Annotated in this window: 27 protein-coding genes; 7 read left to right on the top strand and 20 right to left on the bottom strand. The window is 69.9% G+C overall.

The window, feature by feature from the left end; genetic code table 11:
- Window positions 1-38: 38 nt before the first annotated feature.
- Genes rpsS through rpsJ form a run of 6 tightly spaced genes read right to left on the bottom strand, consistent with a single transcriptional unit; the run spans window position 39 to window position 3180 of the window.
- On the bottom strand, window positions 39-320 hold the full coding sequence (gene rpsS, locus BS80_RS25170; protein ID WP_030232469.1) for a 30S ribosomal protein S19: 282 nt from the start codon (window positions 318-320) through the stop codon (window positions 39-41).
- 11 nt (window positions 321-331) lie between these two features.
- A complete protein-coding gene (gene rplB, locus BS80_RS25165; protein WP_035800844.1) occupies window positions 332-1168 on the bottom strand; it encodes a 50S ribosomal protein L2 in 837 nt (278 codons plus the stop codon).
- 42 nt (window positions 1169-1210) lie between these two features.
- Window positions 1211-1531, bottom strand: a complete 321-nt coding sequence (gene rplW / locus BS80_RS25160; protein ID WP_035800843.1) for a 50S ribosomal protein L23 — start codon at window positions 1529-1531, stop codon at window positions 1211-1213.
- Window positions 1531-2208, bottom strand: coding sequence for a 50S ribosomal protein L4 (gene rplD / locus BS80_RS25155; protein WP_035800838.1), 678 nt, complete (start codon window positions 2206-2208; stop codon window positions 1531-1533). Before rplD ends, rplW begins: the two co-directional genes overlap by 1 nt.
- A 4-nt stretch (window positions 2209-2212) precedes the next feature.
- A complete protein-coding gene (gene rplC / locus BS80_RS25150) occupies window positions 2213-2857 on the bottom strand; it encodes a 50S ribosomal protein L3 (RefSeq protein WP_035800835.1) in 645 nt (214 codons plus the stop codon).
- A 14-nt stretch (window positions 2858-2871) separates the two neighbouring features.
- Window positions 2872-3180: a 30S ribosomal protein S10 gene (gene rpsJ / locus BS80_RS25145; protein ID WP_012785157.1), complete on the bottom strand. Its 309-nt coding sequence runs from the start codon at window positions 3178-3180 to the stop codon at window positions 2872-2874.
- 598 nt (window positions 3181-3778) lie between these two features.
- Between rpsJ and BS80_RS25140 the strand changes: the two genes are divergently transcribed.
- Both BS80_RS25140 and BS80_RS25135 read left to right on the top strand, forming a co-directional pair.
- On the top strand, window positions 3779-5416 hold the full coding sequence (locus tag BS80_RS25140; protein WP_035800833.1) for a hypothetical protein: 1638 nt from the start codon (window positions 3779-3781) through the stop codon (window positions 5414-5416).
- Window positions 5417-5583: 167 nt separating this feature from the next.
- The gene (locus BS80_RS25135; RefSeq protein ID WP_035800832.1) at window positions 5584-7125 is read left to right on the top strand and encodes a DUF2142 domain-containing protein; all 1542 of its coding nucleotides are present in this window, start codon (window positions 5584-5586) and stop codon (window positions 7123-7125) included.
- A 59-nt stretch (window positions 7126-7184) separates the two neighbouring features.
- Here BS80_RS25135 and BS80_RS25130 read toward each other — a convergent pair whose 3' ends face one another.
- From BS80_RS25130 to rfbB, 6 genes are all read right to left on the bottom strand, one after another.
- The gene (locus tag BS80_RS25130) at window positions 7185-8498 is read right to left on the bottom strand and encodes a polysaccharide biosynthesis protein (protein WP_063772045.1); all 1314 of its coding nucleotides are present in this window, start codon (window positions 8496-8498) and stop codon (window positions 7185-7187) included.
- A 19-nt stretch (window positions 8499-8517) separates the two neighbouring features.
- Window positions 8518-9411, bottom strand: a complete 894-nt coding sequence (locus BS80_RS25125) for a glycosyltransferase family 2 protein (protein ID WP_035800831.1) — start codon at window positions 9409-9411, stop codon at window positions 8518-8520.
- 3 nt (window positions 9412-9414) lie between these two features.
- A complete protein-coding gene (locus BS80_RS25120) occupies window positions 9415-10206 on the bottom strand; it encodes a glycosyltransferase family 2 protein (protein ID WP_035800830.1) in 792 nt (263 codons plus the stop codon).
- On the bottom strand, window positions 10203-10604 hold the full coding sequence (locus BS80_RS25115; RefSeq protein ID WP_035800829.1) for a DUF2304 domain-containing protein: 402 nt from the start codon (window positions 10602-10604) through the stop codon (window positions 10203-10205). Before BS80_RS25115 ends, BS80_RS25120 begins: the two co-directional genes overlap by 4 nt.
- Window positions 10605-10736: 132 nt before the next feature.
- Entirely contained in the window at window positions 10737-11630 is an 894-nt protein-coding gene (gene rfbD, locus BS80_RS25110) for a dTDP-4-dehydrorhamnose reductase (protein WP_035800827.1), read from the bottom strand.
- Complete coding sequence (gene rfbB, locus BS80_RS25105; protein WP_035800825.1) at window positions 11627-12604, bottom strand: dTDP-glucose 4,6-dehydratase; 978 nt, start codon at window positions 12602-12604, stop codon at window positions 11627-11629. Before rfbB ends, rfbD begins: the two co-directional genes overlap by 4 nt.
- Window positions 12605-12687: 83 nt before the next feature.
- On the opposite strand from rfbB, the gene rfbA reads away from it, so the two are divergent.
- Window positions 12688-13563, top strand: coding sequence for a glucose-1-phosphate thymidylyltransferase RfbA (gene rfbA / locus BS80_RS25100; RefSeq protein ID WP_035800823.1), 876 nt, complete (start codon window positions 12688-12690; stop codon window positions 13561-13563).
- Window positions 13560-14156, top strand: coding sequence for a dTDP-4-dehydrorhamnose 3,5-epimerase (rfbC, locus tag BS80_RS25095; protein ID WP_035800821.1), 597 nt, complete (start codon window positions 13560-13562; stop codon window positions 14154-14156). The genes rfbA and rfbC overlap by 4 nt, the downstream gene beginning before the upstream one ends.
- A 168-nt stretch (window positions 14157-14324) precedes the next feature.
- Here rfbC and tuf read toward each other — a convergent pair whose 3' ends face one another.
- From tuf to BS80_RS25070, 5 genes are all read right to left on the bottom strand, one after another.
- Entirely contained in the window at window positions 14325-15518 is a 1194-nt protein-coding gene (gene tuf / locus BS80_RS25090; protein ID WP_035800820.1) for an elongation factor Tu, read from the bottom strand.
- A 191-nt stretch (window positions 15519-15709) separates the two neighbouring features.
- Complete coding sequence (fusA, locus tag BS80_RS25085; RefSeq protein WP_035800819.1) at window positions 15710-17815, bottom strand: elongation factor G; 2106 nt, start codon at window positions 17813-17815, stop codon at window positions 15710-15712.
- Between the two features lie 39 nt (window positions 17816-17854).
- Window positions 17855-18325, bottom strand: coding sequence for a 30S ribosomal protein S7 (rpsG, locus tag BS80_RS25080; RefSeq protein ID WP_035800817.1), 471 nt, complete (start codon window positions 18323-18325; stop codon window positions 17855-17857).
- Between the two features lie 3 nt (window positions 18326-18328).
- Window positions 18329-18700 carry a 30S ribosomal protein S12 gene (gene rpsL, locus BS80_RS25075; protein ID WP_014144289.1) on the bottom strand — a complete coding sequence of 124 codons (372 nt, stop codon included), beginning with the start codon at window positions 18698-18700 and terminating at the stop codon, window positions 18329-18331.
- A gap of 322 nt (window positions 18701-19022) precedes the next feature.
- On the bottom strand, window positions 19023-19583 hold the full coding sequence (locus tag BS80_RS25070; RefSeq protein WP_198045604.1) for a DUF1707 and DUF4190 domain-containing protein: 561 nt from the start codon (window positions 19581-19583) through the stop codon (window positions 19023-19025).
- Between the two features lie 160 nt (window positions 19584-19743).
- On the opposite strand from BS80_RS25070, the gene BS80_RS25065 reads away from it, so the two are divergent.
- The 3 genes from BS80_RS25065 to BS80_RS25055 all read left to right on the top strand — a co-directional run bounded on the left by BS80_RS25065 (window position 19744) and on the right by BS80_RS25055 (window position 23115).
- Window positions 19744-21066: a DUF2786 domain-containing protein gene (locus BS80_RS25065; RefSeq protein ID WP_051967015.1), complete on the top strand. Its 1323-nt coding sequence runs from the start codon at window positions 19744-19746 to the stop codon at window positions 21064-21066.
- A 209-nt stretch (window positions 21067-21275) separates the two neighbouring features.
- On the top strand, window positions 21276-22382 hold the full coding sequence (locus BS80_RS25060; protein WP_035800807.1) for an ADP-ribosylglycohydrolase family protein: 1107 nt from the start codon (window positions 21276-21278) through the stop codon (window positions 22380-22382).
- Complete coding sequence (locus tag BS80_RS25055) at window positions 22360-23115, top strand: VWA domain-containing protein (RefSeq protein ID WP_035800806.1); 756 nt, start codon at window positions 22360-22362, stop codon at window positions 23113-23115. The genes BS80_RS25060 and BS80_RS25055 overlap by 23 nt, the downstream gene beginning before the upstream one ends.
- Here BS80_RS25055 and BS80_RS25050 read toward each other — a convergent pair.
- From BS80_RS25050 to BS80_RS25040, 3 genes are read right to left on the bottom strand one after another with little or no spacing between them, the layout of a single operon-like run.
- Window positions 23112-24122, bottom strand: coding sequence for an ADP-ribosylglycohydrolase family protein (locus BS80_RS25050; protein WP_035800805.1), 1011 nt, complete (start codon window positions 24120-24122; stop codon window positions 23112-23114). The genes BS80_RS25055 and BS80_RS25050 overlap by 4 nt on opposite strands.
- Window positions 24122-25327 carry a cytochrome P450 gene (locus BS80_RS25045; RefSeq protein WP_035800804.1) on the bottom strand — a complete coding sequence of 402 codons (1206 nt, stop codon included), beginning with the start codon at window positions 25325-25327 and terminating at the stop codon, window positions 24122-24124. The genes BS80_RS25050 and BS80_RS25045 overlap by 1 nt, the downstream gene beginning before the upstream one ends.
- The gene (locus BS80_RS25040; RefSeq protein ID WP_035800803.1) at window positions 25324-26049 is read right to left on the bottom strand and encodes an SIR2 family NAD-dependent protein deacylase; all 726 of its coding nucleotides are present in this window, start codon (window positions 26047-26049) and stop codon (window positions 25324-25326) included. Before BS80_RS25040 ends, BS80_RS25045 begins: the two co-directional genes overlap by 4 nt.
- Window positions 26050-26081 lie beyond the last annotated feature (32 nt).

Below are 26081 nucleotides of genomic sequence, written 5' to 3'. Positions count from 1 at the left end.
TGGTGTAAGTCATGAGTCGTTGCTTATCCGCTTGGCGACTAGCGACGCTTCGACTTGCGGTCGTCCTTGACGTGACCGCGGAACGTACGCGTCGGCGCGAACTCGCCGAGCTTGTGGCCGACCATCGACTCGGTGACGAACACCGGGACGTGCTTACGACCATCGTGCACCGCGATCGTGTGACCGAGCATGCTCGGGCTGATCACGGAGCGACGGGACCAGGTCTTGATGACGTTCTGGGTACCCGCTTCGTTCTGGACATCCACCTTCTTGATGAGGTGGCCGTCGATGAAGGGGCCCTTCTTGAGACTGCGCGGCATCTGACCTGCTCCTAGCGCTTCTTGTTGGTCTTGCGGCGGCGCACGATGAGAGCGTTCGAAGCCTTCTTCGGGCTACGAGTGCGACCCTCCTTCTTGCCCCACGGCGAAACCGGGTGGCGACCACCGGAGGTCTTACCCTCACCACCACCGTGCGGGTGGTCGATCGGGTTCATGGCCACACCACGCACGGTCGGGCGAACGCCCTTCCAGCGCATACGGCCGGCCTTGCCCCAGTTGATGTTCGACTGCTCGGCGTTGCCGACCTCGCCGATGGTGGCGCGGCAGCGCACATCCACCATGCGGGTCTCGCCGGACGGCATACGCAGGGTCGCGAAGCGCCCCTCACGAGCCAGCAGCTGGATACCGGCGCCGGCGGAGCGGGCCATCTTGGCACCGCCGCCCGGACGCAGCTCCACAGCGTGGATGACGGTACCGACCGGGATGTTGGTCAGCGGCAGGTTGTTACCGGGCTTGATGTCGGCCTTGGGGCCGTTCTCAATCCGGTCGCCCTGCGACAGCTTCGCGGGGGCGATGATGTAACGCTTCTCGCCGTCCGCGTAGTGCAGCAGCGCGATGCGCGCGGTGCGGTTGGGGTCGTACTCGATGTGCGCGACCTTGGCCGGCACGCCGTCCTTGTCGTGACGACGGAAGTCGATCACGCGGTAGGCGCGCTTGTGTCCGCCACCCTGGTGGCGAGCGGTGATACGACCGGCGTTGTTACGGCCGCCCTTGCTGTGCAGGGGGCGAACCAGCGACTTCTCCGGCGTGGACCGCGTGATCTCTACGAAGTCGGCCACGCTGGAGCCACGACGGCCCGGCGTAGTCGGCTTGTACTTGCGGATGCCCATTTGGCTCTCTCGTCCTCGTCCTTATCGACGGCACGATCTCCGTTAGGAGACCGGACCACCGAAGATGTCGATGCGGTTGCCCTCAGCCAGCGTCACGATGGCGCGCTTGGTGTCCTTGCGCTTGCCAAAGCCCGTCTTGGAGCGCTTGCGCTTGCCCTGACGGTTGAGCGTGTTGACGGACTCGACCTTGACCGAGAAGACCGCTTCGATGGCCTGCTTGATCTGGGTCTTGTTGGCACCCGGCGACACGACGAACGTGTACTTGTTCTCGTCGAGGAGCGAGTAGCTCTTCTCCGAGATGACCGGCTTCACCAAGATGTCACGGGGGTCCGTGAACGTCTTGCTCGTGATCTCTGCAGCCATCAGGCGGCGCTCCCTTCGAGCTCGCCCTCAGCAGCCACAGCCTTGGCGGACGCGGCGGGACCCGCCACGAAACGCTCGAAGGCGGCCTGGGTGAAGACCACGTCGTCGGAGACGAGCACGTCGTAGGTGTTCAGCTGACCGGCGTCCAGGATGTGGACGTTCGGCAGGTTGCGGGCGCTCTTCAGACCCAGCTCGTCGGCACGCTCGACAACGAGGAGGATGTTCTTGCGCTCGCTGATCTTGCCGAACAGGCCGCGGGCGGCCTTGGTCGACGGCGCCTCGGTCGCGGTCACGCCGGTGACGACGTGAATGCGGTCGTGACGGGCCCGGTCGGTGAGCGCGCTGCGCAGAGCGGCGGCGATCATCTTCTTCGGGGTCCGCTGCGAGTAGTCACGCGGCTTCGGGCCGTGGACAACGCCACCGCCGACGAACTGCGGAGCGCGGGTCGAGCCCTGACGGGCGCGGCCGGTGCCCTTCTGGCGGTACGGCTTGCGGCCGCCGCCTCGGACCTCGCCACGACGCTTGGTCGAGTGCGTACCCTGGCGAGCGCCGGCGAGCTGAGCGACGACGACCTGGTGCATCAGCGGAACGCTGACCTTGGCGTCGAAGATCTCAGCCGGCAGCTCGAGGGTGCCGGTCTTGTCGCCCGCGGGCGACAGGATGTCAATGGTGCTCATATCCTCACAGCCCCTTCGCCGCGGTGCGGACGAGGATGAGGCCGCCGTTCGGACCGGGGATTGCGCCCTTGATCAGGAGCAGCCCCTTCTCCGCGTCAACGGCGTGGATGGTCAGGTTCTGGGTGGTCACGCGCTCGTGGCCCATCCGGCCGGCCATCTTCATGCCCTTGAACACGCGACCCGGGGTGGCACAGCCACCGATCGAGCCGGGCGAACGGTGCTTGCGCTGCACGCCGTGACCGGCGCCGAGGCCCTTGAAGTTGTGACGCTTCATGACACCGGCGAAGCCCTTGCCCTTGGAGGTGCCGGTCACGTCGACCTTGACACCCGCCTCGAACAGCTCGGCGGTGATCTCCTGGCCCAGCGTGTACTCGGACGCGTCCGAGGTACGCAGCTCGACCAGGTGGCGGCGCGGGGTGACACCGGCCTTGGCGAAGTGACCCGCGAGGGGCTTGTTCACCTTGCGGGGGTCGATCTCGCCGAAACCGATCTGCACGGCGTCGTAGCCGGTGCCATCGGCGGTGTGGATCTGGGTCACGACATTGGGCCCGGCCTTGACGACGGTCACCGGAACGATCCGGTTGTTCTCGTCCCAGACCTGGGTCATGCCGAGCTTCTCGCCCAGGATGCCCTTAATCTGCTTTGCCATCTTCGTCGCGCCTCTCAGAGCTTGATCTCGATGTCGACGCCGGCCGGAAGGTCGAGGCGCATCAGCGAGTCAACGGTCTTCGGGGTCGGGTCGAGGATGTCGATCAGACGCTTGTGGGTGCGCATCTCGAAGTGCTCGCGCGAGTCCTTGTACTTGTGCGGCGAGCGGATGACGCAGTAAACGTTCTTCTCAGTGGGCAGCGGCACCGGGCCCGCGACCTGCGCACCAGTGCGAATGACGGTCTCGACGATCTTCTTCGCCGAGGAGTCAATCACCTCGTGGTCGTAGGCCTTGAGCCGGATGCGGATCTTCTGTCCCGCCATGGCTACTCAGTAGTCCTTTGTCTCGTCTGCTGCTTCTACTGCCGGATTCATCCGGGTGGACTGGTCCGGTGGTACCCCTGGGTGGTTACCCTCCGGTCCACGCGCTCGGGCGTGTCGCCCTTACGCTCAAGAAAAAGGCAGAACAGTCAACCTTTTCCAGTGGATCTGGAGTGTCTTGCACCCATCGGGTACCGGGTCGAGGCCCTGCCCACGCTTCCCGGAAGATTCCCGTACGTCCGCCCCGCAGCTGCCGCGGTGTCGCTTACACACCACTGCGTTCACACACAGCACGTGAACACATGAACGGCCATCACGGGAACGACGAGTACATGGGACTCGCTTCCGGTCCTCCCGGTGGGAGGCGCGCAGCATCGGCACTCAACCGAGCAACCCAGGTAGTCTGCCATACCAGCAGGCACCGACGCCAATCGGGACAACTCACTGGGCCGTCGGAGGGATGTACGCACACCTGCGCGACCCCGCACGCGTTTGCGGCAGGTCGGCATCTTATGATTCGGGCTCTGGCGCTATTCCACTACCGGGCGAGATCACTGACGCCGCACCAGGCGAACCGCCCCACCTCTGAGGAAGAACGATCTTGACGACCCACCCTGCGCCACCGGTCGCCGCGCCGGCCGCCGTGCTCCCGATCTCACGACTCCGGGCGCGAACGGCCGGACTGCGCGACCGTGCGACCACCAGGTCAGCAGCAGGGTACGCCCTGGAGGCGCTGGTCGCCTTCCTCGCGGCGTTGATCCTTCCGATCTCGGTGCGCCACCTCAGGCTCGACCCGCTGGACCGGATCGGACAGGTCAGCGGCCTGGCCGCGCTCCAGCTGCGGTTCGCGCTGGTCGGCATCGTCCTGATCGCCGTGCTGATGGCGGCGCTGCGGCTGCGGGGCTCGCGGCACTTCCCCCTGATCGTCCGACTGAGCTGCGCTGCCGCGGCCGGTCTGGCCAGCGGGTTCGTGGCCGGCGGCGCGGTGATCTCGCTGCTCGGCACCCCGTGGCCGATGTTCGGCCTGAACGGGGACAGCGGCCGGATCGTCGAGTGGTCCAGCCTGGTCGCGCACGGTCACTCCGTGCCGCCGGAGGCCCTGGTCTACCCGCCCGGACCGCTCTACACGCTGGGCTACTACGCGGAGTGGTTCCGCGGCGGCAACACCGCCTACGCCTTCAAGGACCTCCAGATCCTCGGCGCTGCCATCACCGGCCCGCTCGCCTACCTGTGCTGGCGGCTGGTGCTCAGCCCGATCCGCGCGCTGGCCTTCGGCGTGCTGCCGGCCTTCGCCGTGATCGACGCCTACAAGCCGTACAGCGCCACCGTGCTGATCATGCTGGTGCCCGTACTGGCCGCGATGGTACGGGAGTTGAGCAAGAGCGCGACCCAGCGCTGGACCCCGGTGGTCCTCAAGGGCGCCGCCTTCGGCATCGTCCTGGGCGTGCTCTTCCTGACCTACTCCGGCTGGTTCGTCTGGAGCGCGGCGGGGGTGTTCGCGGCGGCCGCGATCTTCTTCCCGTGGCGGACCGGGCTGCTCAAGGGCGCGGGCTTCCTGAGCGCGACCGTGGTCGCCTTCGCGGTGGTCGCCGGCAGCTACACGGTGACGCTGCTCCAGCAGTCGGCCACCACGGTCGACAAGAACTTCTCGTTCGACACCAAGACCGACCCGGCGTACTTCCTGATGTGGCGCACCGACATGCCCGGCAAGGTCACCCAGTGGCCGCTGCCCGGTGAGCTCGGCGGCATCGGGCTGTTCGCGATCGTGCTCTTCGTCTGCCTGGGCATCTGCGTCTGGCTCGGCATGCGCAAGCCCTTCGTGGTCACCGTCGTCTGCATGTTCGCCAGCGCCTGGGTCATGCGGATGTACTTCGCCTCCGAGATGTTCTCCACCCAGACGGTCCAGCTCTGGCTGCGGACCGACAACCAGCTGCTCTACTGCGCCCTGATCCTGGGCGGGCTCGCCGTCCACCTGGTGGCGCGCGAGCTCAGCAAGCGCGACAAGCTCCCGAGCCCGCAGACCGCGGTGATCGGGGCCTTCGTCGGGCTGCTCTTCCTCTTCGGATCGGTGGCCTCCTCGATGTCGGACCGCTACATGCCGGCCAAGGAGAACACCTACAAGATCCTGCCCTGGGTCTCGCACACCGTGACCGAGCTGAACGGCAAGTGCCCCACCTACGCGCCGAACCACACCTGTAGCAAGGATGGCGACCAGAGCTGGCAGCAGCTCCTCCAGTAAGCACCAACCTTGCCTCGCCGCATCGGCGGCCCGAACTGCTGCCCTCCCGCATCCGGAGACCACTTTTCATGTCGGACGTATCACAAGACTCCAGAGCCGCGCGTATACAACGCCGGCTGCGGGCCTTCGTCGCCTGGCCGTCGGCATCCCGCCGCCGGCTCTGGGTCATGAGCTTCCTGCTGTTCTTCACCCTGGCCGGTGCCTGGTCCCTGGCCACCCCGATCGCCGGGTCTCCCGACGAGCCGTCGCACATCGTCCGGGCCGCCGCGGTGGTCCGCGGGCAGATCAACGGTCCCGAGGTGATGGAGCGCCAGAGCGTCGGCTTCATCCCGACCGAGTTCGCCAACTCCCAGTTCCAGCTGCCGGCTTGGTACCGGGAACTGGACGGCGTGCACAAGTGCTACCAGGACCAGTGGAACCCGGCCTCCTGCGCGCCGAAGATCAGCAGCAACCCCACGATCGAACCGGTGACCACCGCGGCCGGCCGCTACAACCCGTTCTACTACCTGTTCGTCGGCTGGCCCAGCCTGATCGTGCTGGGCCCCAAGACGATCTACCTGATGCGGCTGGCCTCGGCCGCGTTCACCGCCGCGCTGCTCGCCAGCGCGTTCGTGACCGCCTCGGAGTGGCGGCGCAACGCGCGGGTGGTCAAGATCGGCGTCCTCGTGGCGGCGACGCCGATGCTGCTCTTCCTGGGCGGCGCGGTGAACCCGAACGGCGTCGAGTCGGCGGCCGGCCTGCTGGCCTGGACGGCGATCCTCTCCGCCCTGATGGAGCACCGTCCGGAACTGCTGCGGCGGCGGGTGATCCGGGCCACCGTCGCGATGGTGATCGTCCTGGAGATCAGACCGCTGGGACCGATCTGGATCGCCGGAGCGGTCCTCACCGGCCTGATGGTCGTGGACCGGCTGGCGCTGCGCTCGATCCTGCGCGATGTCGGGGTGCGGATCTCGGCCGGGATCGGGGTGGTGGCCACCGGGCTGGCCCTGCTCTGGAGCCACACCCACCCGGACCACTCGTACATCGTGCTGCCGGAGCCGCTGGGAACGAAGCGGATCCTGCACGACACGTTGATCATGCAGTCGGACTACTACTACGGCATGATCGGCAACTTCGGCTGGCTGGACACCCCCAGCCCGTTCATGACGTACCTGATCTGGGGCGGCGTGCTCTGCACCATCGGCACCCTGGCGCTGATGTACGGCAAGCTACGGGAGATCGTCGCGGTGCTCGGCACCACGCTCGCCGTCATCGTCATCCCGATGGTCGCGATGGCGCTGGAGGCCGGCAAGCTCGGCCTGATCTGGCAGGGCCGCTACCTGCTGCCGCTGGCCGTGGGGCTGCCGCTGCTGACCGCGATGGTCATCTCGCGCCGCCTGCCCGAGCGCAGCGTGCCCCAACTGCGGCTGCCGCTGACCGTCGGCATAGCGCTGGCGATGGCGGGCACCGCGGCCTTCTACTGGGCGCAGCGCCGCAACGGGATCGGCAACGTGATGGCGCAGCCGATCCTGCACATGCAGTGGAACCCGCCGTTCGGCTGGTTCACCTGGACCCTGGTGTACCTGGTCGCCTCGTTCGCCCTGGTCTGGCCGTTGCTCGGGCGCACCGTCCGGCGCGTCCCCGGGGTGCCGGAGGCCGGCACCCTGCCGTTCGACCCGGGCCAGGCCCTGAGCGGCGAGTTCTCGTCCCGGATACCTGTGCGGCCGTGAGCTGAGCCCGGCATGGAGAAGGGCCCGGAGACATCGTCTCCGGGCCCTTCTCGCGTGGGTCAGCCCCGGGCGGCCTGCGGCTGCGGGCTCGGCGCCTCCTGCGAGGGCTGCTGAGCACCGCGGACCGCCGGGCTGCGGAGCAGCATGATCACCATGGCCGCGGCGGCGACCAGCGAACCGGCCGCGAAGGCCGCCGAGACCCGGGTGGCGATGTCGCCCGGCAGCAGGGTGACGCCGACCAGCACCGCGACCGCCAGCACCCACGCCAGCAGCTGCGAGCGGTGCCGGTGCAGCACCATCAGCGCCTGGCCCAGGACCATGGCGAGCATGTAGCAGGTGGTGCCCGCGGCCAGCCAGAGGAAGTCGAGGTGGCTCAGCACGTTCGCGGACTTGAAGAGCACCTGGATCAGCCAGGGTCCCAGCAGCGCCGCCGGCACTCCCCCGGACAGGCCCAGCACCAGCACGACCACGCCGGTCTTGCGCAGCATCCGCACGAAGCCCGGGTGGTCGCCCGCCGCCGCCGAGCTGGACAGCCCGGAGAGCAGCGAGGCCTGCAGCGAGCCGAAGACGAACAGCGGCACCCGCGCCAGCACCAGGGCGCTCAGCAGCGCGGCGACCAGGGCGACCTGGGTGGGCGCCAGCAGCTTGGTGCTCACCACGGCGGCGTTCACCACCACCTGGGCGAGCAGCGTCGAGCAGATCAGCAGACCGAGCCCGCGCACCAGCTCCGACCAGGCGATCGGCGCGCCCGGCAGGGCCGCCTTGAGCGTGGTCGGCAGGGTGCAGGCCAGCGCGACCAGCGGCGCCACCGAGAGGATCAGGCTGAAGGCCAGCGCCGAGTGCACCCCGGCCAGCGCGCAGCCGACCGCGAGCACGATCCGCAGGCCGCCGTCGATGGCCAGCTGGACGCCGTACGCGGTGAACCGGCCGAGCCCGGCGAGGATGCCGCGGGTCACGTAGCAGAGCGCCATCCCGACGAAGGCGCCGCCGAGCGCAACCACCAGTTGCATGTCGCCGCTGAAGAGCCGGTCGGCGATCAGGTGGGCGAAGGCCCCGATCAGGCCCAGCACCACCACCAGAATGCCGGCGGTGAGCAGCGCCGCCCGGCGCAGCACGGGTGCCGCGCCCTCACCGCGGACCGCGCGGGCCGCGACGATCCGGGTGAGCTCCTGCTCGATGGGGAAGAACAGCCCGATGCCCACCGACATCACCAGGGTCCACAGCAGCGAGACGCCGGCCATGTCCTGCTTGGACAGGCTGTGGCCGGCCGCCGCGATGTGCAGGTAGGAGGCGGCACCGAGCACCACCGTGCCACCGGCCACCACCTGGGTGCCGGGCGGCAGTGCCTTGAGCAGTTTCGCCAGGGGGTTCATCAAGCACGCTTCCAGAGGTTCAGCGGAGGGAGTGCCGGAGCATGGCGCCGACGCCGGGACGGCCGGCGTGCTTGGCCGCGCCCGGCAGCAGCGTCAGCGCGTGCAGGCGGGAGGACAGGTGCCGGCGGGAGGCCCGGGCGGCCGTCGGCCAGCCGAAGGCGTCCAGCCGGTCCGCGGTCTCCAGGAAGAACCGCTTGGCCTCGGTGAAGCGCTGGCCGGTGTACGCCTTGGCCGAGGACTCGCTCTCGGCGTGCCGGCGGTAGCTGAAGCAGACCTCGGGAGTGATCGCCAGGGTCGCGCCGTCCACCAGCAGGTCGACCACCAGGGCCAGGTCCTGGATGACCCCCAGGTCGGCCCGGAAGCCGAAGCGCTTGACCGCCTCGGTCCGCCAGCAGATCGAGGGGAAGTAGAGCCAGTTGCCGCGCAGCAGGCTCAGCGCGAGCTCCTGCCCGCCGAGCAGCGCCTGCTCCGGGCCCTTGGGCGCGTACAGCTTGCGCTTGGTCCGGTCCCCCAGCGTGTCGAACGGGAGGCCGTCGCTGCCGATCACCTGGACGCCGGGCTGCACCATGGTGGCGCCGGGCTCACGGGTGAGGGCGGACCGGACCACCTGGAGGTAGTTCGGGTGCATGATGTCGTCGCAGCCCATCAGCACCAGGTACTCGTACTCGGCCAGCGAGACGCAGTGGTTGAAGTTCCCGGTGACGCCGAGGTTCCGCTCGTTGCGGAAGTAGCGCACCCGCGGGTCGGCGAGCTCGGCGAACCACTCGGGCACACCGGGTTCCGTGCCGTCGTCGACGACGGTCAGCCGCCAGTCGTCGCCGTCCTGGGCCAGCACGCTGCGCACCGCGTCCTGCATCAGCGGCACGTCGCCGTAGTACGGCAGCAGGATCTCGAAGCGGCCAGTGCTGCTCATCGGCTACGCCTCGACCGGGAGCTGCTGCGCCGCGCGCTGCTTGTTCGCCGCGTAGGCGGGGGTGCCGGGGGCTATCGCCTTCAGGTCCTGCGGCATCCGGCGGATCATCGCGAGCAGCAGGACCAGACCGGCCCGGGCGAGGTAGACCATCGCGCGGAACGGGGAGGCGCTGGGGCGGCCGGTGGTGCGCGCGCGCATCGCCACCGGGACCTGGCGGACCTTGAAGCCCAGTCGGGCGGCGCCGACCATGCTCTCGATCGTGTCGCCCAGGTACTCCACGGGGTACCAGCGGGCGAAGAACTCTATCATCGGGCGGTTGCAGGCACGGAAGCCCGAGGTGGTGTCGGTCAGCCGGGTCCGGGCGATCCGGGAGAGCACCACGGAGAGCAGGCTCATCGCCCACTTCCGCGGACCGCGCACCTGGTAGTCGCCCTCGCCGTCGAAGCGGGCGCCGATCACCAGGTCGGCCTCGTCGAGCTGGGCCAGCAGGGTCGGCACGTACGACGGGTCGTGCTGACCGTCGGCGTCGACCTGGATCGCCACGTCGTAGCCGTGCAGCTTGGCGTACCGGTAGCCGCAGCGCATCGCGCCGCCCACGCCCAGGTTGAACGGGAGCCTGGCCACGGCCGAGCCGGCGGCCGCCGCCACGGCGGAGGTGTTGTCGGTGGAGCCGTCGTCGACCACCAGGGTGTCCACGTACGGCAGCTGGCGCTGGATCTCGGCCAGGACGGAGGGCAGCCCCTCCTCCTCGTTCCAGGCGGGGAGGATGATCAGAACCCGACGGTCGTCGATCACGAGAGCACCTCTGAATCGATGGCGTCGGCAGCGGCCGCGCGCGGCGTTGACGTGGGGTATCCGCCATGGGCGACGAGATGGGCGCGGATCAGCGCGACATCCTCCGCCAACGTCCTGGTCTCGGCCTCCAGGCGGCTGGCCTCCCAGCTCAGGTGGAGGCTCACCAGCAGGATCAGGACGAACCCGGCGAACAGCACCAGGCTCGCACCGGATGCGACTCCCAGCCTCTTGGCCGTGGAGTCGAGCAGGTCGGGGAAGAACCCGAGCGGCGCCACGAGCAGGCCGATGAGCAGCCAGATCGCCGCGTACTTCTCGCGAAGCTGCTGCCTGCGGAGCAGCTCGAGGATGTACCCGAGCACCAGGAGACCTGTGATCGAGGTGAGGATGGAGAGTTGCACGGCAGGTGGCGCCTTTCGAGCGCAGGGGCGGTCCTCGCGGTGGGGACAGCCTAGGGCAAGTGGGCAGAGCGCAAACGTCGAGGGGTCCGGCTCCCACCGGGCTCCAAACGGGTCACCGCTCTGTCGTACTTCTCAGTTGCTCGTGGGCACCAGATCGGCGAATCCGGGACGGCGCAGCGCCTCTGACAACATGTCCTGCCAGGGGGCGAGCGGCTCCAGGCCGGCCTCGGCCCAGCGGTCGTGGGCCAGCACACTGAAGGCCGGACGGACCGCCGGACGGGCGAACGCGGCCGAGGTGGTGGGGCGGATCCGCTCGGGGTCCAGACCACTCAGCCGGTACGCCTCGCGGGCGAGGCCGAACCAGGTGGTGCGGCCGCTGGCGGTGCCGTGGTAGACGCCGGCCGGTGCACGGCCGGCCAGCGCGGCCCGGCCGAGCACGGCCAGTCGCTCGGCGAGCGCGCGGGACCAGGTCGGCTGGCCGTGCTGGTCGTCCACCACGTCCAGGGTGTCGCGCTGGGCGGCCAGCTTGAGCATGGTGGCCACGAAGTTCGCGCCGTACTCGCCGTAGAGCCAGGCGGTGCGGACGGTGTAGCCGGTCTGCGGCAGCAGCTCGGCCACCGCCTGCTCCCCGGCCAGCTTGCTGCGGCCGTAGGCGTTGACCGGCGAGGTCGGGGCGTCCTCCGGGTACGGCTGCTCGGCGTCGCCGGGCAGCACGTAGTCGGTGGAGACGTTCAGCAGCAGCGCGCCGGTCTCGGCGCAGGCCTGCGCGAGGTTGCGGACCCCGGTGCCGTTCACCGCGGTGGCGGCCGGCTCGGCGCTCTCGGCGCCGTCGACGTCCGTCCAGGCGGCGCAGTTGACGACCACGTGCTGGCCCTCGACGGCGGCGCGCACGGCGGCCGGGTCGGTGATGTCCAGGTCGGCGCGCCGCAGCGCGGTGACCTTCGCCTCGGGGTCGGCGTCGAGCACCGCCAGCAGGTCGCGGCCGAGCATCCCCGCCGCGCCGGTCACCAGCCAGTTCGTCGTCACTTGGCCAGAGCCGCCTTCGCCTTGAGGGGCTCCCACCAGTCGCGGTTGTCGCGGTACCAGGCGATGGTGGCCGCCAGGCCGTCCTCGAAGCGCACCTGCGGGCTGTAGCCGAGCTCCTGGTGGATCTTGCTGATGTCGATCGAGTAGCGCAGGTCGTGGCCCTTGCGGTCCTCGACGTACTCGACCATCTCCCAGCCGACGCCGGCCGCGTCCAGCAGCAGGCCGGTCAGCTCCTTGTTGGTCACCTCGGTGCCGCCGCCGATGTTGTAGACCTCACCGGCCCGGCCGCCGCGCATCACGAGCTCGATGCCGCGGCAGTGGTCCGAGACGTGCAGCCAGTCGCGGATGTTGCCACCGTTGCCGTACAGCGGGACCTTGCGGCCGTCGATCAGGTTGGTGGTGAAGAGCGGGATGACCTTCTCCGGGAACTGGTAGTGCCCGTAGTTGTTGGAGCAGCGGGTGACCACCACGTCCATCCCGTGCGTGCGGTGGTAGGCCAGCGCGAGCAGGTCGGAGGACGCCTTGGAGGCGGAGTACGGGGAGTTGGGCTGCAGCGGCCACTCCTCGGTCCAGGAGCCCTCGCTGATCGAGCCGTAGACCTCGTCGGTGGAGACGTGGACGAAGCGGCCGACGCCGTGCTTGCGGGCCGCGTCCAGCAGCACCTGGGTACCGACGACGTTGGTCAGCACGAACGGTCCGGCGCCCTCGATGGAGCGGTCCACGTGCGACTCGGCGGCGAAGTGCACCACCACGTCGTGACCGGCCATCACCTGGTCGACCACCACGGGGTCGCAGATGTCCCCCTGCACGAAGGCGTAGCCGGCGTGGCCCGCCACCGGGGCGAGGTTGGCCTCGACGCCGGAGTAGGTGAGCTTGTCCAGAACGGTGATCCGGGCGGTCGCGTCCGCGCCCAACAGCTGGCGGACGAACTCTGACCCGATGAAGCCGGCGCCGCCGGTCACAAGGATGCGCATAGTGTGCGTATCGTACCGTCGCGCGTGTGTGCGGGCCGACCCGCCCCGGCAGCCGGGCCCGTGACATCGCCTAGGCTGCACGCATGCGTGGAATTCTCTTGGCGGGCGGTACGGGCTCCCGCCTGTGGCCCCTGACCCGTGCGGTCTCGAAGCAGTTGTTGCCGGTCTTCGACAAGCCGATGATCTACTACCCGCTGTCGACCCTGGTGATGGCCGGGATCAGCGAGATTCTGATCATCACGACACCGCAGGACCGGGACCAGTTCGAACGACTGCTCGGCGACGGCTCGCAGTTCGGCCTGCGGCTGGAGTACGCGGTCCAGGAGCGCCCGGAGGGTATCGCCCAGGCGTTCGTCCTGGGCGCCGACTTCATCGGGGACCAGCCGGTGGCGCTGATCCTGGGTGACAACATCTTCCACGGCAGTGGCCTGGGCACCCGTCTCGCCCAGCACACCGACTCCCCCGGCGGCCGGGTCTTCGCCTACCCGGTGGCCGACCCGACGGCCTACGGCGTGGTCGAGTTCGACCAGCACGGCCAGGCGATCTCCATCGAGGAGAAGCCGGCGCAGCCGAAGTCCCGCTACGCGGTGCCCGGCCTCTACTTCTACGACAACCGGGTGGTCGAGATCGCCCGCGGGCTGAAGCCCAGCGCCCGCGGCGAACTGGAGATCACCGCGGTCAACGACGCCTACCTGCAGGCGGGCGAACTGCACGTCACCATCCTGGACCGCGGCACCGCCTGGCTGGACACCGGCACCTTCGTGTCGATGGTGCAGGCCGGCGAGTTCGTCCGGGTCATAGAGGAACGGCAGGGCTTCAAGATCGGATGCGTCGAGGAGGCCGCCTGGCGGGCCGGTCTGATCGACGCGACGCAGCTGGCCGAGCTCGCCGAGCCGCTGCTCAAGAGCGGGTACGGCCAGTACCTGCTGGACCTGTTGGACGAGGAGAACGCCCGGTGAAGTTCCGCGAACTCGGTATCGAGGGTGCGATCGAGATCACCCCGCAGCTGCACGGGGACCCGCGCGGCCTGTTCACCGAGTGGTACCGCTTCGACCGGCTGGCCGAGGTGGTCGGCCACCCGCTGAACCTGGCGCAGGCCAACCTCTCGGTCTCGGCGCGCGGCGTGGTCCGCGGCATCCACTTCGCCGACGTGCCCCCCGGCCAGGCCAAGTACGTGACCTGCGTGCGCGGCGCGGTGCTGGACGTCATCGTGGACCTCCGGGTGGGCTCGCCCACCTTCGGTCGCTGGGAGGGCGTCCGGCTGGACGAGACCGACCGCAAGGCCGTCTACATCCCCGAGGGCCTGGGCCACGGCTTCTGCGCGCTGAGCGACGACGCGACGCTGTCGTACCTCTGCTCGACCACCTTCAACCCGACCGCGGAGCACTCGGTGCACCCGCTGGACCCGGACCTCGGCATCGAGTGGCCGGCCGACGCGCCGCAGCTCTCCGCCCGCGACGAGGCCGCGCCCTCGCTGGCCGAGGCGATCGCCACCGGCCTGCTGCCCGACTACGCGGCCTGCCAGGCCTTCACCGCCTCGCTGAACGGCTGATCGACCCGGAAGTGCAAAGCCCTCGACCCCCTGGGGGGTCGAGGGCTTTTCCGCGTCGCCGCGTTCCGGGCAACGCGAAGGGCCCCACCCACCGTCCGTGCGGACGGGGATGGGGCCCTTCGACTGCCTGCGGCACCCGCCGGGGCGGGCGGCCGGTCAGAGCATCAATTACTTGATGATCTTGGTGACACGGCCGGCGCCGACGGTACGGCCACCCTCACGGATGGCGAACTTCAGGCCCTGCTCCATGGCGATCGGCTGGATCAGCGCGACGGTCATGGCGGTGTTGTCGCCCGGCATGACCATCTCGGTGCCCTCGGGGAGGGTCACGACGCCGGTCACGTCCGTGGTACGGAAGTAGAACTGCGGGCGGTAGTTGTTGAAGAAGGGGGTGTGACGGCCACCCTCGTCCTTCGACAGGATGTAGGACTGGGCCTCGAAGTCGGTGTGCGGCGTGACCGAACCCGGCTTGATGATGACCTGGCCGCGCTCGACGTCCTCGCGCTTGATGCCACGGAGGAGCAGACCGACGTTCTCGCCCGCCTGGCCCTCGTCGAGCAGCTTGCGGAACATCTCGATACCGGTGACCGTGGTGGTGGTCTTGGTGGTCTTGATGCCGATGATGTCGACGGTCTCGTTGACCTTGAGGATGCCACGCTCGATACGACCGGTGACGACGGTGCCACGACCGGTGATCGTGAAGACGTCCTCGATCGGCATCAGGAACGGCTGGTCGACAGCGCGGTCCGGGGTCGGGATGGCCTCGTCCACGGCGGTCATGAGACCGAGCAGCTTCTGGCCCCACTCGGCGTCGCCCTCGAGCGCCTTGAGCGCCGAGACGCGCACGACCGGCAGGTTGTCGCCGTCGAACTCGTACTCGGAGAGCAGCTCGCGGACCTCGAGCTCGACGAGCTCCAGGATCTCCTCGTCGTCCACCATGTCGGCCTTGTTCAGGGCGACAACGATGTAGGGGACGCCGACCTGGCGGGCCAGGAGCACGTGCTCCTTGGTCTGCGGCATCGGGCCGTCGGTGGCGGCGACGACGAGGATCGCACCGTCCATCTGGGCCGCACCGGTGATCATGTTCTTGATGTAGTCCGCGTGACCGGGGCAGTCGACGTGGGCGTAGTGACGCGCCTCGGTCTGGTACTCGACGTGCGCGATCGAGATGGTGATACCGCGCTGCCGCTCCTCCGGCGCCTTGTCGATCTGGTCGAACGGCGTGAAGGGGTTGATCTCCGGGTACGCGTCGTGCAGCACCTTGGTGATCGCCGCGGTAAGGGTCGTCTTACCGTGGTCGATGTGACCAATGGTGCCGATGTTGACGTGGGGCTTCGTCCGCTCGAACTTCGCCTTCGCCACTGCAGTCCTCCTGAGGACAGTTCTGTACGCCGTACGACGTCAGTTGGTCTTTGATCGGGTTGGGTGCGGCGCGCGGTTGCGCTCCGTACCGTCCCGCGGGTGGGGGCGGAGACACCGGCGGGGTCGGGGTGGACCCCGCCGGGTTTGCCTCCTAATAGCCTAAGGGTTGCGATAAGTCCCGATTGCGGGACTTACTCTCCCTTGGCCTTGGCGATGATGTCGTCCGCCACGTTCCGCGGAACCTCGGCGTACGAGTCGAACTGCATCGAGTAGCTCGCGCGACCAGAGGTCTTGCTGCGCAGGTCACCGACGTAGCCGAACATCTCGGACAGCGGGACGAGCGCCTTGACGACGCGAGCACCGCTGCGCTCCTCCATGGCCTGGATCTGGCCGCGGCGGGAGTTGATGTCGCCGATCACATCGCCCATGTAGTCCTCGGGCGTGGTGACCTCGACGGCCATCATCGGCTCGAGCAGAGCGGGGGACGCCTTGCGAGCGCCCTCCTTGAAGGCCATCGAGCCGGCGATCTTGAACGCCAGCTCCGAGGAGTCGACGTCGTGCGAGGCACCGTCGAGCAGCGTCACGCGAACGCCCTGAAGCGCGTAGCCCGCGAGGACACCGAACTCCATGGCCTCCTGGCAACCGGCGTCGACCGAAGGGATGTACTCCTTCGGCACGCGGCCACCGGTGACCTTGTTCACGAACTCGTAGCCCTCGCCGGACTCGAGCGGCTCGATCGCGATCTGGATCTTCGCGAACTGGCCGGAACCACCGGTCTGCTTCTTGTGCGTGTAGTCGATACGCTCGACGGCCTTGCGGATCGTCTCGCGGTAGGCGACCTGCGGCTTGCCGACGTTGGCCTCGACCTTGAACTCACGCTTCATACGGTCGACCAGCACCTCGAGGTGCAGCTCGCCCATACCCGCGATGATGGTCTGGCCGGTCTCCTCATCCGTGTTGACCTGGAAGGACGGGTCCTCCTCGGCCAGACGCTGGATGGCGGTGCCCAGACGCTCCTGGTCGCCCTTCGACTTCGGCTCGATCGCGACGCGGATAACCGGGGCCGGGAAGTCCATGGACTCCAGGATGACCGGGTTCTTCTCGTCGGACAGGGTCTCGCCGGTGGTGGTCTGCTTGAGACCCATGACGGCGACGATGTCGCCGGCGCCCACCGAGTCGATCTCCTCACGCTTGTTCGCGTGCATCCGGTAGATCTTGCCGATGCGCTCCTTGCGACCCTTCACCGCGTTGAGGACGGCGGTGCCGGCCTCAAGGCGCCCGGAGTAGATCCGGACGAAGGTGAGCTTGCCGAGGTGCGGGTCCGACATGATCTTGAACGCCAGCGCCGCGAGCGGCTCGTCGTCCGAGGCCTTGCGGGAGATCTTCACCGAGTCGTCGCCGGGCTTGGTGCCCTCGATGGACTCGATGTCCAGCGGCGACGGCAGGTACTTGACGACCGCGTCGAGCAGGGGCTGAACGCCCTTGTTCTTGAAGGCGGTGCCACAGAAGATCGGCGTGAAGGCCGACTCCAGGGTGCCCTTGCGGATCGCGGCGACCAGCAGCTCCTCCGGGACGTCCTCGCCTTCCATGGCGAGTTCCATCACGTCGTCGCTGACGTTCGACACGGTGTCCAGGAGCGCCTCGCGGTACTCGTTGGCCTGGTCGACCAGGTCGGCCGGGATGTCGACGACGTCGTACATCTCGCCCTTGGCGGCCTCGGCCGTCCAGACGAGCGCCTTCATGCGGACCAGGTCGACGACACCCGAGAAGTCACCCTCGGCGCCGATCGGGAGCTGCATGACCAGCGGGGTCGCCTTCAGGCGGTCCACGATGGTGTCGACGCAGAAGAAGAAGTTCGCGCCCGTGCGGTCAAGCTTGTTGACGAAGCAGATGCGCGGAACCTTGTAACGGTCAGCCTGCCGCCACACGGTCTCGGACTGGGGCTCGACACCGGCAACACCGTCGAACACCGTGACGGCACCGTCGAGCACGCGGAGCGAACGCTCCACCTCGACGGTGAAGTCGACGTGACCCGGGGTGTCGATGATGTTGATGGTGTGGTCGTTGTCGTCGACCGTCCAGTGGCAGGTCGTCGCGGCCGACGTGATCGTGATGCCGCGCTCCTGCTCCTGCTCCATCCAGTCCATCGTGGCAGCGCCGTCGTGGACCTCACCGATCTTGTACGAGACACCGGTGTAGAACAGGATCCGCTCGGTGGTGGTGGTCTTGCCCGCGTCGATGTGCGCCATGATCCCGATGTTGCGGACCTTGGCCAGGTCAAGGGAGGTTGCAGCCATGGTGGCTCGTTCTCTCTCTGTCTAGTGACGGGGTTCGGACTACCAGCGGTAGTGCGCGAAGGCCTTGTTGGACTCGGCCATCTTGTGGGTGTCCTCGCGACGCTTCACGGAAGCGCCCAGGCCGTTGCTGGCGTCGAGGATCTCGTTCATCAGGCGCTCGGTCATGGTCTTCTCGCGACGGGCGCGGGAGTAACCGACCATCCAGCGCAGCGCCAGGGTGGCGGCGCGGCCCGGACGAACCTCGACCGGGACCTGGTAGGTGGCGCCACCGACGCGGCGGGACTTGACCTCGAGAGCCGGCTTGACGTTCTCAAGCGCGCGCTTGAGGGTCACGACGGGGTCCGAGCCGGTCTTCTCACGAACGCCCTCGAGGGCGCCGTAGACGATCCGCTCGGCGGTGGAGCGCTTGCCGTGCAGGAGGATCTTGTTGACGAGCGACGTCACCAGGGGGGATCCGTAAACCGGGTCGATGATGACCGGGCGCTTCGGGGCGGGGCCCTTACGAGGCATTTTTTACTTCTCCTTCTTGGCGCCGTAGCGGCTGCGGGCCTGCTTGCGGTTCTTGACACCCTGGGTGTCGAGCGAGCCGCGGATGATCTTGTAACGCACACCCGGCAGGTCCTTCACGCGACCGCCACGCACGAGCACGATGGAGTGCTCCTGCAGGTTGTGGCCCTCGCCCGGAATGTAAGCGGTGACCTCGATCCCGCTGGTGAGGCGCACACGGGCGACCTTACGGAGAGCCGAGTTCGGCTTCTTCGGGGTGGTCGTGTACACACGCGTGCAGACCCCGCGGCGCTGGGGCGAGCCCTTGAGCGCGGGGGTCTTGTTCTTCTCGACCTTGTCCTGCCGGCCCTTTCGGACCAGCTGCTGGATCGTAGGCACCGTTTCTCCGTTTTCTGTGTGCCATCGCTTGGTAGATCTAACCTGCGGTGTTCCCAGCTCACGCCGACCCACGAGGTCGGGTGTGTTGGGCTCCTTCCAACCGGTGGAGCTGGCTTCTCGGCCGACTCACACGGTTTGAGGGATCGCGGAATCCATGGTGCTGATGTGCAGCGACGGCGCTCGCGCGCGCGAGGCGCTGAAAGCGCTTCGGCGTGGCGCGGCAGCCGGTGTGGTTGCACGCACAAGGACCCGGGGACACCCCAGGCACAAGGTCAGAGCGTACCTAGCGCATCGAGCGCGGTCAAAACAAATGGGCCGCAGCTCAGCTGTGCGTCGCCGCCAGGAGCGCGCCGAGCAGCACCAGCCCTACCCATCCTGCCGTAACGACCCAGCCGATCACCAGGCCGATCGTGGCCATCAGATCGCCCTCCTCGCCGCGCTGGCGGATCTGGCTCTTCGCGACGTGGCCGGTCACCAGGGCCGGGATCCCGAGCAGGCCCATGGTCGGCAGGCTGAGGAGCCCCAGCGTCAGCGAGGCGACCGCCAGGCCGTTGGTCGCCCGGGGCCGGGGCGGCAGGAAGGTCATCGGGACGGACGGGGCCGAGGCGCCGAACGGCACCGCCATCGGGCCGCTCGGCAGGTCCGCGACCAGCTGGGACAGCTGGCCGTACGTCTGCGCACGATGGGCCGCGTCGAAGCGCTGGGAGTACTCCTCGGCCGACAGCCGGCCCTCCGCGTAGGCGGCCTTCAGCACGTCGACGGTGCGGTCCCGGTCCGTGTGGGCGGCGCGCATCGCGGCCTGAGGGGTCGCCAGTGGCTGCCAGCCGCCCGTCCCCTTGTCCCACGGTGGCGGCGAACCCTGCCAGGGCTGCATGCCGCTCATGTGGTCTCCTCCCGACCCTCAATGCCCGTACTCACACACATCATCGCCCCCTCGGTGGCCCGATGAGGCGTCACCAGACAGGACGTCCGGGCGCCGCGAATGGTTTCCGTCACACCTGGGCCCGGCCGGGCGGGCGCGGCCGGTGCTGCACTATTGCTGGATGAGCAGGGACAGCTGGGAGAGCGACGCGTCACAGACCGGGCAACTGGTCGAGCAGGCGGTCGGCGCGGTGATCGGCGCGACCGATCGACAGGTGGACGGCGCCCTGGACGGCAGCGCCTCGATGCTCGCCGCCTCGGCCGAGCAGTGGCCGCAGGTGAGCCGGGCGCTGCTGGCGCTGACCGACCGTTCGCTGGGCCGGCTGTGGGAGAACGGCTGGCGCCCGGCCGACCTGGCCCGGCTGGTCCGCCGCGACCTGGCGGCCGTGCACCTGGCGCTGCTGGTCGACCTGGTCGCCGCCGAGACCCGCCGCTACTCCCCCACCGGGCTGGACCGGCGCTGGCAGGAGCAGCTGCGGGAGCTGGCCGTCGAGGTCTGGTGGCCCGCCGACGACGCCTTCCTGCCCGGCTTCGCCGAGCGCCACCGCCTCGACCGGTTCGCGCTGGCGACCGCCGCCCTGGAGCTGCTGCGGCTGCTCGGACGGCTGCCGGTGATCGCCCCGGTCGGGCCGGCCCCCGGCGCCCGCAAGCTGGAGCACCGGGCGATGCGCCCGACACCGGGCGAGCCCCGGATGCTGGGACGGATCCGCGCGCTGCTGGCGAAGGCCGAGTCCACCGAGTTCCCCGAGGAGGCCGAACTGCTGACCGCCAAGGCGCAGCAGCTGATGGCCCAGCACAGCATCGACGAGGCGCTGCTCTCGGCCGACCACCGGGGCGACGACACCCCCGGCGCGCTGCGGATAGGCGTCGAGAACCCGTACGAGGGTCCCAAGGCGATGCTGCTGGACGCGGTCGCCGTGGCCAACCGCTGCCGCGTGGTCTGGGCCAAGGAGTTCGGCTTCTGCACGGTCGTCGGTTTCGACTCCGACCTGGACGCGGTCGAGCTGCTGTACACCTCGCTGCTGGTGCAGGCCACCACCGCGATGAACAAGGCCGGCAGCCGCACGCACGAGGACGGCTCCTCGCGCACCAAGGCGTTCCGGCACTCCTTCCTGGTCTCCTACGCCGCCCGGATCCGCGAGCGGCTGGTCGCCGCCACCGAGAAGGCGGTCCGGGCCGCCGCGGCCGGCCGGCGCGAGCGCGCCGACGGCACGGACGAGCAGCTGGTGCCGGACGAGCGGCTGCTGCCGGCGCTGGCCGCCCGCGGCGAGGCCGTCGACTCGGCCACCGGCCGGATGTTCCCCAAACTCACCTCGCAACGCGTGCGGGTGAGCGACGGCGAGGGCTGGGCCGCCGGCCGGGCCGCCGCCGACCGGGCCGCGCTGCACCGACGGGGTAAGGTCACGCGCGGACGCAAGACCCACCGGCACACGGAGGGTGGGTGATGGAGGGGGTCGAGGGCTGAGGCCAGGCGGCGCCGACGAGGGAGCCGTGGCGGAGCCCCGGGCCCCTCCTGCCCGTTGCCGGGCAAGGAGGGCGACTGAGGAGAAGCCGTCCGAGGGGGTCCCCCGGCCGAAGGCTGGGGGAGGAGCCATCGGCACGCGACGCCGCCCACCCCCCATGTGCCGGTCGGTCCAACTAGGAGGGGTTGCAGGTGGAGGGAATCGAGGGGTACCGGGAGCGGGTGCGGGGCACGCTGCTCGGCGGCGCGGTCGGGGACGCACTGGGGTGGCCGGTGGAGTTCCTCCAACTGCCGCAGATCCACGAGCAGTACGGGCCGGCCGGGATCACCGGGTTCGAGCCGCCCGAACACCGTAGCCGCAGTGGCCGCATCGACGACCGGCCCGGGGACGTCACCGACGACACCCAGATGACCCTGTTCAGCGCCGAGGGCCTGATCCGCGCCCGGCTGGCGGGCGGCCCCGACGGCGTCGGCCCGGCGCTGCACGCCGCCTACCGGCGCTGGTTCCTGACCCAGCAGCAGGACGCGCCCGACGCCGGACCGCTGCCCGCGCCCTACGACGGCTGGCTGCTGCGCCAGCCGTTCCTGTACGCGCGCCGGGCGCCCGGCCGGGCCTGCTGGAGCGGCCTGGAGGACCACCCCGCCTACCGTGCGGCGGTGCCGTTCGGGCAGGCCGGGCCGGTGAACGGGCACTCCAAGGGCTGCGGGACGGTGATGCGTTCGGCGCCGTTCGGCCTGCTGCGGCTCGGCCCGCTCTGGTCCTTCGAACTGGCCGGCCGGTGCGCGCAGATCACCCACGGACACCCCACCGGCTACCTGGCGGCCGGCGCGTTCGCCGCGCTGGTGGACCGGCTGACCTCCGGTCAGCCGCTGCGGGCTGCCGTGGCGGACACCCTCGCGCAGGTCGAACAGTGGCCGCAGAGCGAGGAGACCGCGACCGCGCTGCGCCGGGCGACGGCGCTGGCCGCCGAGGAGCCCTCGCAGGACGTCGTCGAGCGGGTCGGGCTCGGCTGGATCGCCGAGGAGTGCCTGGCGATCGCGGTCTACGCGGCGCTGGTCGCGGAGCGGGTGGGGGTGCGAGGCGCGCTGCTCCTGTCGGTCAACCACTCGGGCGACAGCGACTCGGTCGGCGCGGTCTGCGGCAACCTGCTGGGCGCGGCGTACGGCCTGGCCGCGCTGCCGGGCGAGTGGGTGGCTGCGGTCGAGGGGCGGGACGTCGTGCTGCGGGTGGCCGATGATGTGGTGGACCTGTTCGGCGGTGTGGGGAGTGAGTTGGATGGAAGGTATCCGACCGGCTGAGCGGGGATCCGCGGTCAGCCTGGAGAAGTTCGGCGCGGCCGCGCCCTCGCTGGTCAACCTGTACAAGACGGCCCGGGTGAGCCTGCGCAAGAGCGGCCTGGACGGTCTGCGCGCCGCCGTCTACCTGGTTCTGGACCGCTCGGGCTCGATGCGCTCGTTCTACGACGACGGCACGGTGCAGCACTTCGCCGAACAGGTGCTGGCGCTCTCCGCGCACCTGGACGACGACGGCGTGGTGCCGGTGGTCTTCTTCTCCACCGAGGTGGACGGCATCGCCGAGCTGAGCATCGACGACTACCAGGGCCGGATCCGGCAACTGCACGAGTCGTACGGGCACATGGGCCGGACCTCCTACCACCTGGCGATGAAGGCCGTGATCCGGCACTACCAGCTGTCGGGGGCCACCGAGCCCGCGCTGGTGGTCTTCCAGACGGACGGCGGGCCGATCTCGCGCGGCGCGGCGGAGGAGATGGTCTGCCTGGCCGCCGAACTGCCGATCTTCTGGCAGTTCGTCGGCTTCGGGGATCCGCAGGGCAAGGAGTTCACCTTCCTGCGGCGGCTGGACGAGCTGCCGGTGCCGGCCCGCCGGATGGTGGACAACGCCGGCTTCCTGGCAGCCGGCCGCGACCCGCGCGCGGTGGACGGCCAGGAGCTGTACGACCGGCTGCTCGGCGAGTTCCCGCAGTGGCTGACGGCGGCCCGCGCCGCCGGGCTGCTGCGGGACAGGCCTTAATCCCAGATAGCGCCGAGCGCGAGCAGCTCGTCGCGGTGCTCGATCCGGCGCACCCAGTCGGCGGGCCAGACCTCCGCGCCGCCGTGGGCGCCCGCGAAGGCGCCGGTCAGGCAGGCGATCGAGTCGGAGTCACCGGAGGAGTACGCCGCGCGGCGGACGGCGGCGACCGGGTCGTCCGGGAACAGCAGGAAGCAGAGCAGGCCGGTGGCCAGCGCCTCCTCCGCGATCCAGCCCTCGCCGGTGGCCAGACAGGGATCGCTCTCCCGGTCGGGCGCCGCGAGCGCCGCGTCGAGCCGGTCGAGCACGCCCAGGCAGTCGTCCCAGCCCCTGGCCATGAACTCCTCGGCCGAGTGGTCGTGTGCCCGGGCGACCAGGTCGCCGAGCCAGAACGCGTCGTAGCGGGTGCGGTTCGCCAGCGCGTACGCGCGCAGGGCGCCCGGCAGCCCGGCCGGCTCGGCGCCCTGGGCCAGCAGCCGGACGGCGTACGCGGTCAGGTCGCTGGCGGCGAGTGCGGTGGGGTGGCCGTGGGTCAGCGCGGACTGCAGCTGGGCCGCGCCGGAGAGCTGGCGCTCGGTCAGCTCGCGGACCAGGCCGAGCGGGGCCACCCGCATGTTGGCGCCGCAGCCCTTGGAGTCGACCTGGCTGGCCTGCTGCCAGGGCCGCTCGGGCTTGCTGAGCAGCTGGCAGCCGACCAGGCAGGTCCGGCCCGGGGCCCTGTTGTTCTCCGGGGAGCGCCACCAGTCGACGAACTCCTCGCGGACCGGGCGCTCCAGGCCAAGCGGGGTGAGCGGGCCGCGCTCCAGCGCGATCCGCAGGCCGCGCGCGAGGGCCAGCGTCATCTGGGTGTCGTCGGTGACCAGTGCGGGCGTGGGCAGCGCGAGTTCGCGCCAGTCGGGGCAGTAGGCGGCGATGTGCTCGATCTCGTCGAACTCGGTCGGGTGGCCGAGGGCGTCGCCGATCGCGAGGCCGAGCAACGCGCCGGTGGCCGGGGTGCGGGTGGTGCTCATCAGGTGCTCACCAGGAGTTCGGTCAGGCCGCGGATCACGTAGCCGGGCTGCCAGCTCGGCTCGTTCAGCAGCGTCAGGCGTGGTGCGCGGCGCAGCAGGGCGCCGTAGGACTCGGTCAGTTCGAGGCGGGCCAGCGGGGCGCCGAGGCAGAAGTGGATGCCGGCCCCGAAGGTGATGTGCGGGTTGTCGGTGCGGGTGACGTCCAGCCGGTCGGGGTCGGTGAAGCGGGCCGGGTCGCGGTTGGCCGAGCCGAACAGCAGCGCGACCTCCGAACCGCGCGGGATCCGCACCCCGGCCACCTCGATGTCCTCCAGGACCCAGCGCTCGAACATCTGCAGCGGCGTGTCGTAGCGCATCAACTCCTCGACTGCCGAGGGGAGATGGGCCGTCGGGTCGGAGCGCAGCAGGGCGAGTTGGCCGGGGTTGCGGAAGAGCGCCCACCAGCCGTTGCCGGTGGTGTTGACGGTCGCCTCGTGCCCGGCGTTGAGCAGCAGCACGCAGGTGGAGATCATCTCCTGCTCGCTGAGCGCGTCGCCCTCGTCCTGCGCCTGGATCAGCGCGGAGATCAGGTCGTCCCCCGGCGCAATGCGGCGGGCTCGGATCAGCTCGCGCAGGAAGTCGGAGAACTCGACGCTGGCGTCCACCGCGCGCCGGGCCGTCTCGGGCGTCGGATTCAGCTCGAACATCCCCGTGATCGCCGCCGACCAGGGGCGCAGCAGCCCGCGGTCGGACTCCGGCACCCCGAGCATCTCGGCGATCACCGCGACCGGCAGCGGCTCGGCGACGGCGGCGATCAGATCCCCGCCGCCCTCCGCGAGCAGCCCGCTCACCAGCTCGTCGGCCAGCCGGGCCACCGTCGGACGCAGCGAGGCGACCATCCGCGGCGTGAAGGCCTTGGAGACCAGGCGGCGGATCCGGGTGTGGTCCGGCGCCTCCAGGTCGAGCAGCCCGTTGCCGTTCAGGGTGTGGAACGGCTCGTGCGCCGGGTCGGGCGCCTGCTGTCCGAACTCCTCGTGGCTGAACCGGTGGGTGTACGTCCGCCCCAGCCGGCGGTCCCGGAGCAGCGCGCTGACGTCCTCGTAGCGGGAGATCAGCCACTGCCCGGTCGGCTCGTAGCGGCAGACCGGCGACTGCTCGCGCAGCTCGGCGTAGGCGTCGTACGGGTGCGCGATGAACTCCGCCGACCAGGGATCGAAAACCGTCATGCCCTCAGCCTATGGACCAGGGCCGGCAGCGCCGTCGAGATGGGGTCCCGGAGGATCTCGTCGGCCAGCTCGTCGTAGGGCGTCGGCTCGGCGTTGACGATGATCAGCCGCGCACCGCCCTCGACCGCCGTCTCGACCAGCCCGGCCGCCGGGTGCACCTGGAGGGTGGAGCCGATCGCGAGGAACAGGTCGCAGGCCTGGGCGACCGTCCGCGCCTGATCGAGGACGACCGGGTCGAGCGCCTCGCCGAACATGACCGTGGCGGGCTTGAGCACGCCGCCGCAGTCCAGGCAGGCAGGGTCCGGCTCGCCGGCCGCGACGCGGTCCAACGCGGCCGCCATGGTGGTGCGCCGATGGCACCGCAGGCACTGCACCTCGCGTGCGGTGCCGTGCAGTTCGAGCACCTTGCGGGCCGGCAGGCCGGCCAGCTGGTGCAGCCCGTCGACGTTCTGGGTGAGCACCCGCACGGGCAGCGTGTGGGCCAGGTCGACCAGCGCGCGGTGGCCGGCGTTCGGCTCCGCCGCGAGCGCTCCGGCGTCCCGTCGCATCAGCCAGGCGCGGCGGCGGACGTCCGGGTCGGCGCGGTATGGGCCGATCGTCACCAACTGCTGGGCTTGCGGGTCGCGCTGCCAAAGGCCTTGCGGGCCACGGTAGTCGGGGATTCCGGAGTCGGTGGAGATACCGGCACCGGTGAGGGCGGCGACGAGTGTGCGGCGGGTCATGGGGGCGACAGTATGGGCTGCCGGGCCGTACC

The organism is Kitasatospora mediocidica KCTC 9733 (assembly GCF_000744225.1).
GTDB lineage: Bacteria > Actinomycetota > Actinomycetes > Streptomycetales > Streptomycetaceae > Kitasatospora > Kitasatospora mediocidica.
Note: the sequence above shows the minus strand (reverse complement) of the source record. Positions and strands in the feature narration are given on the sequence as shown.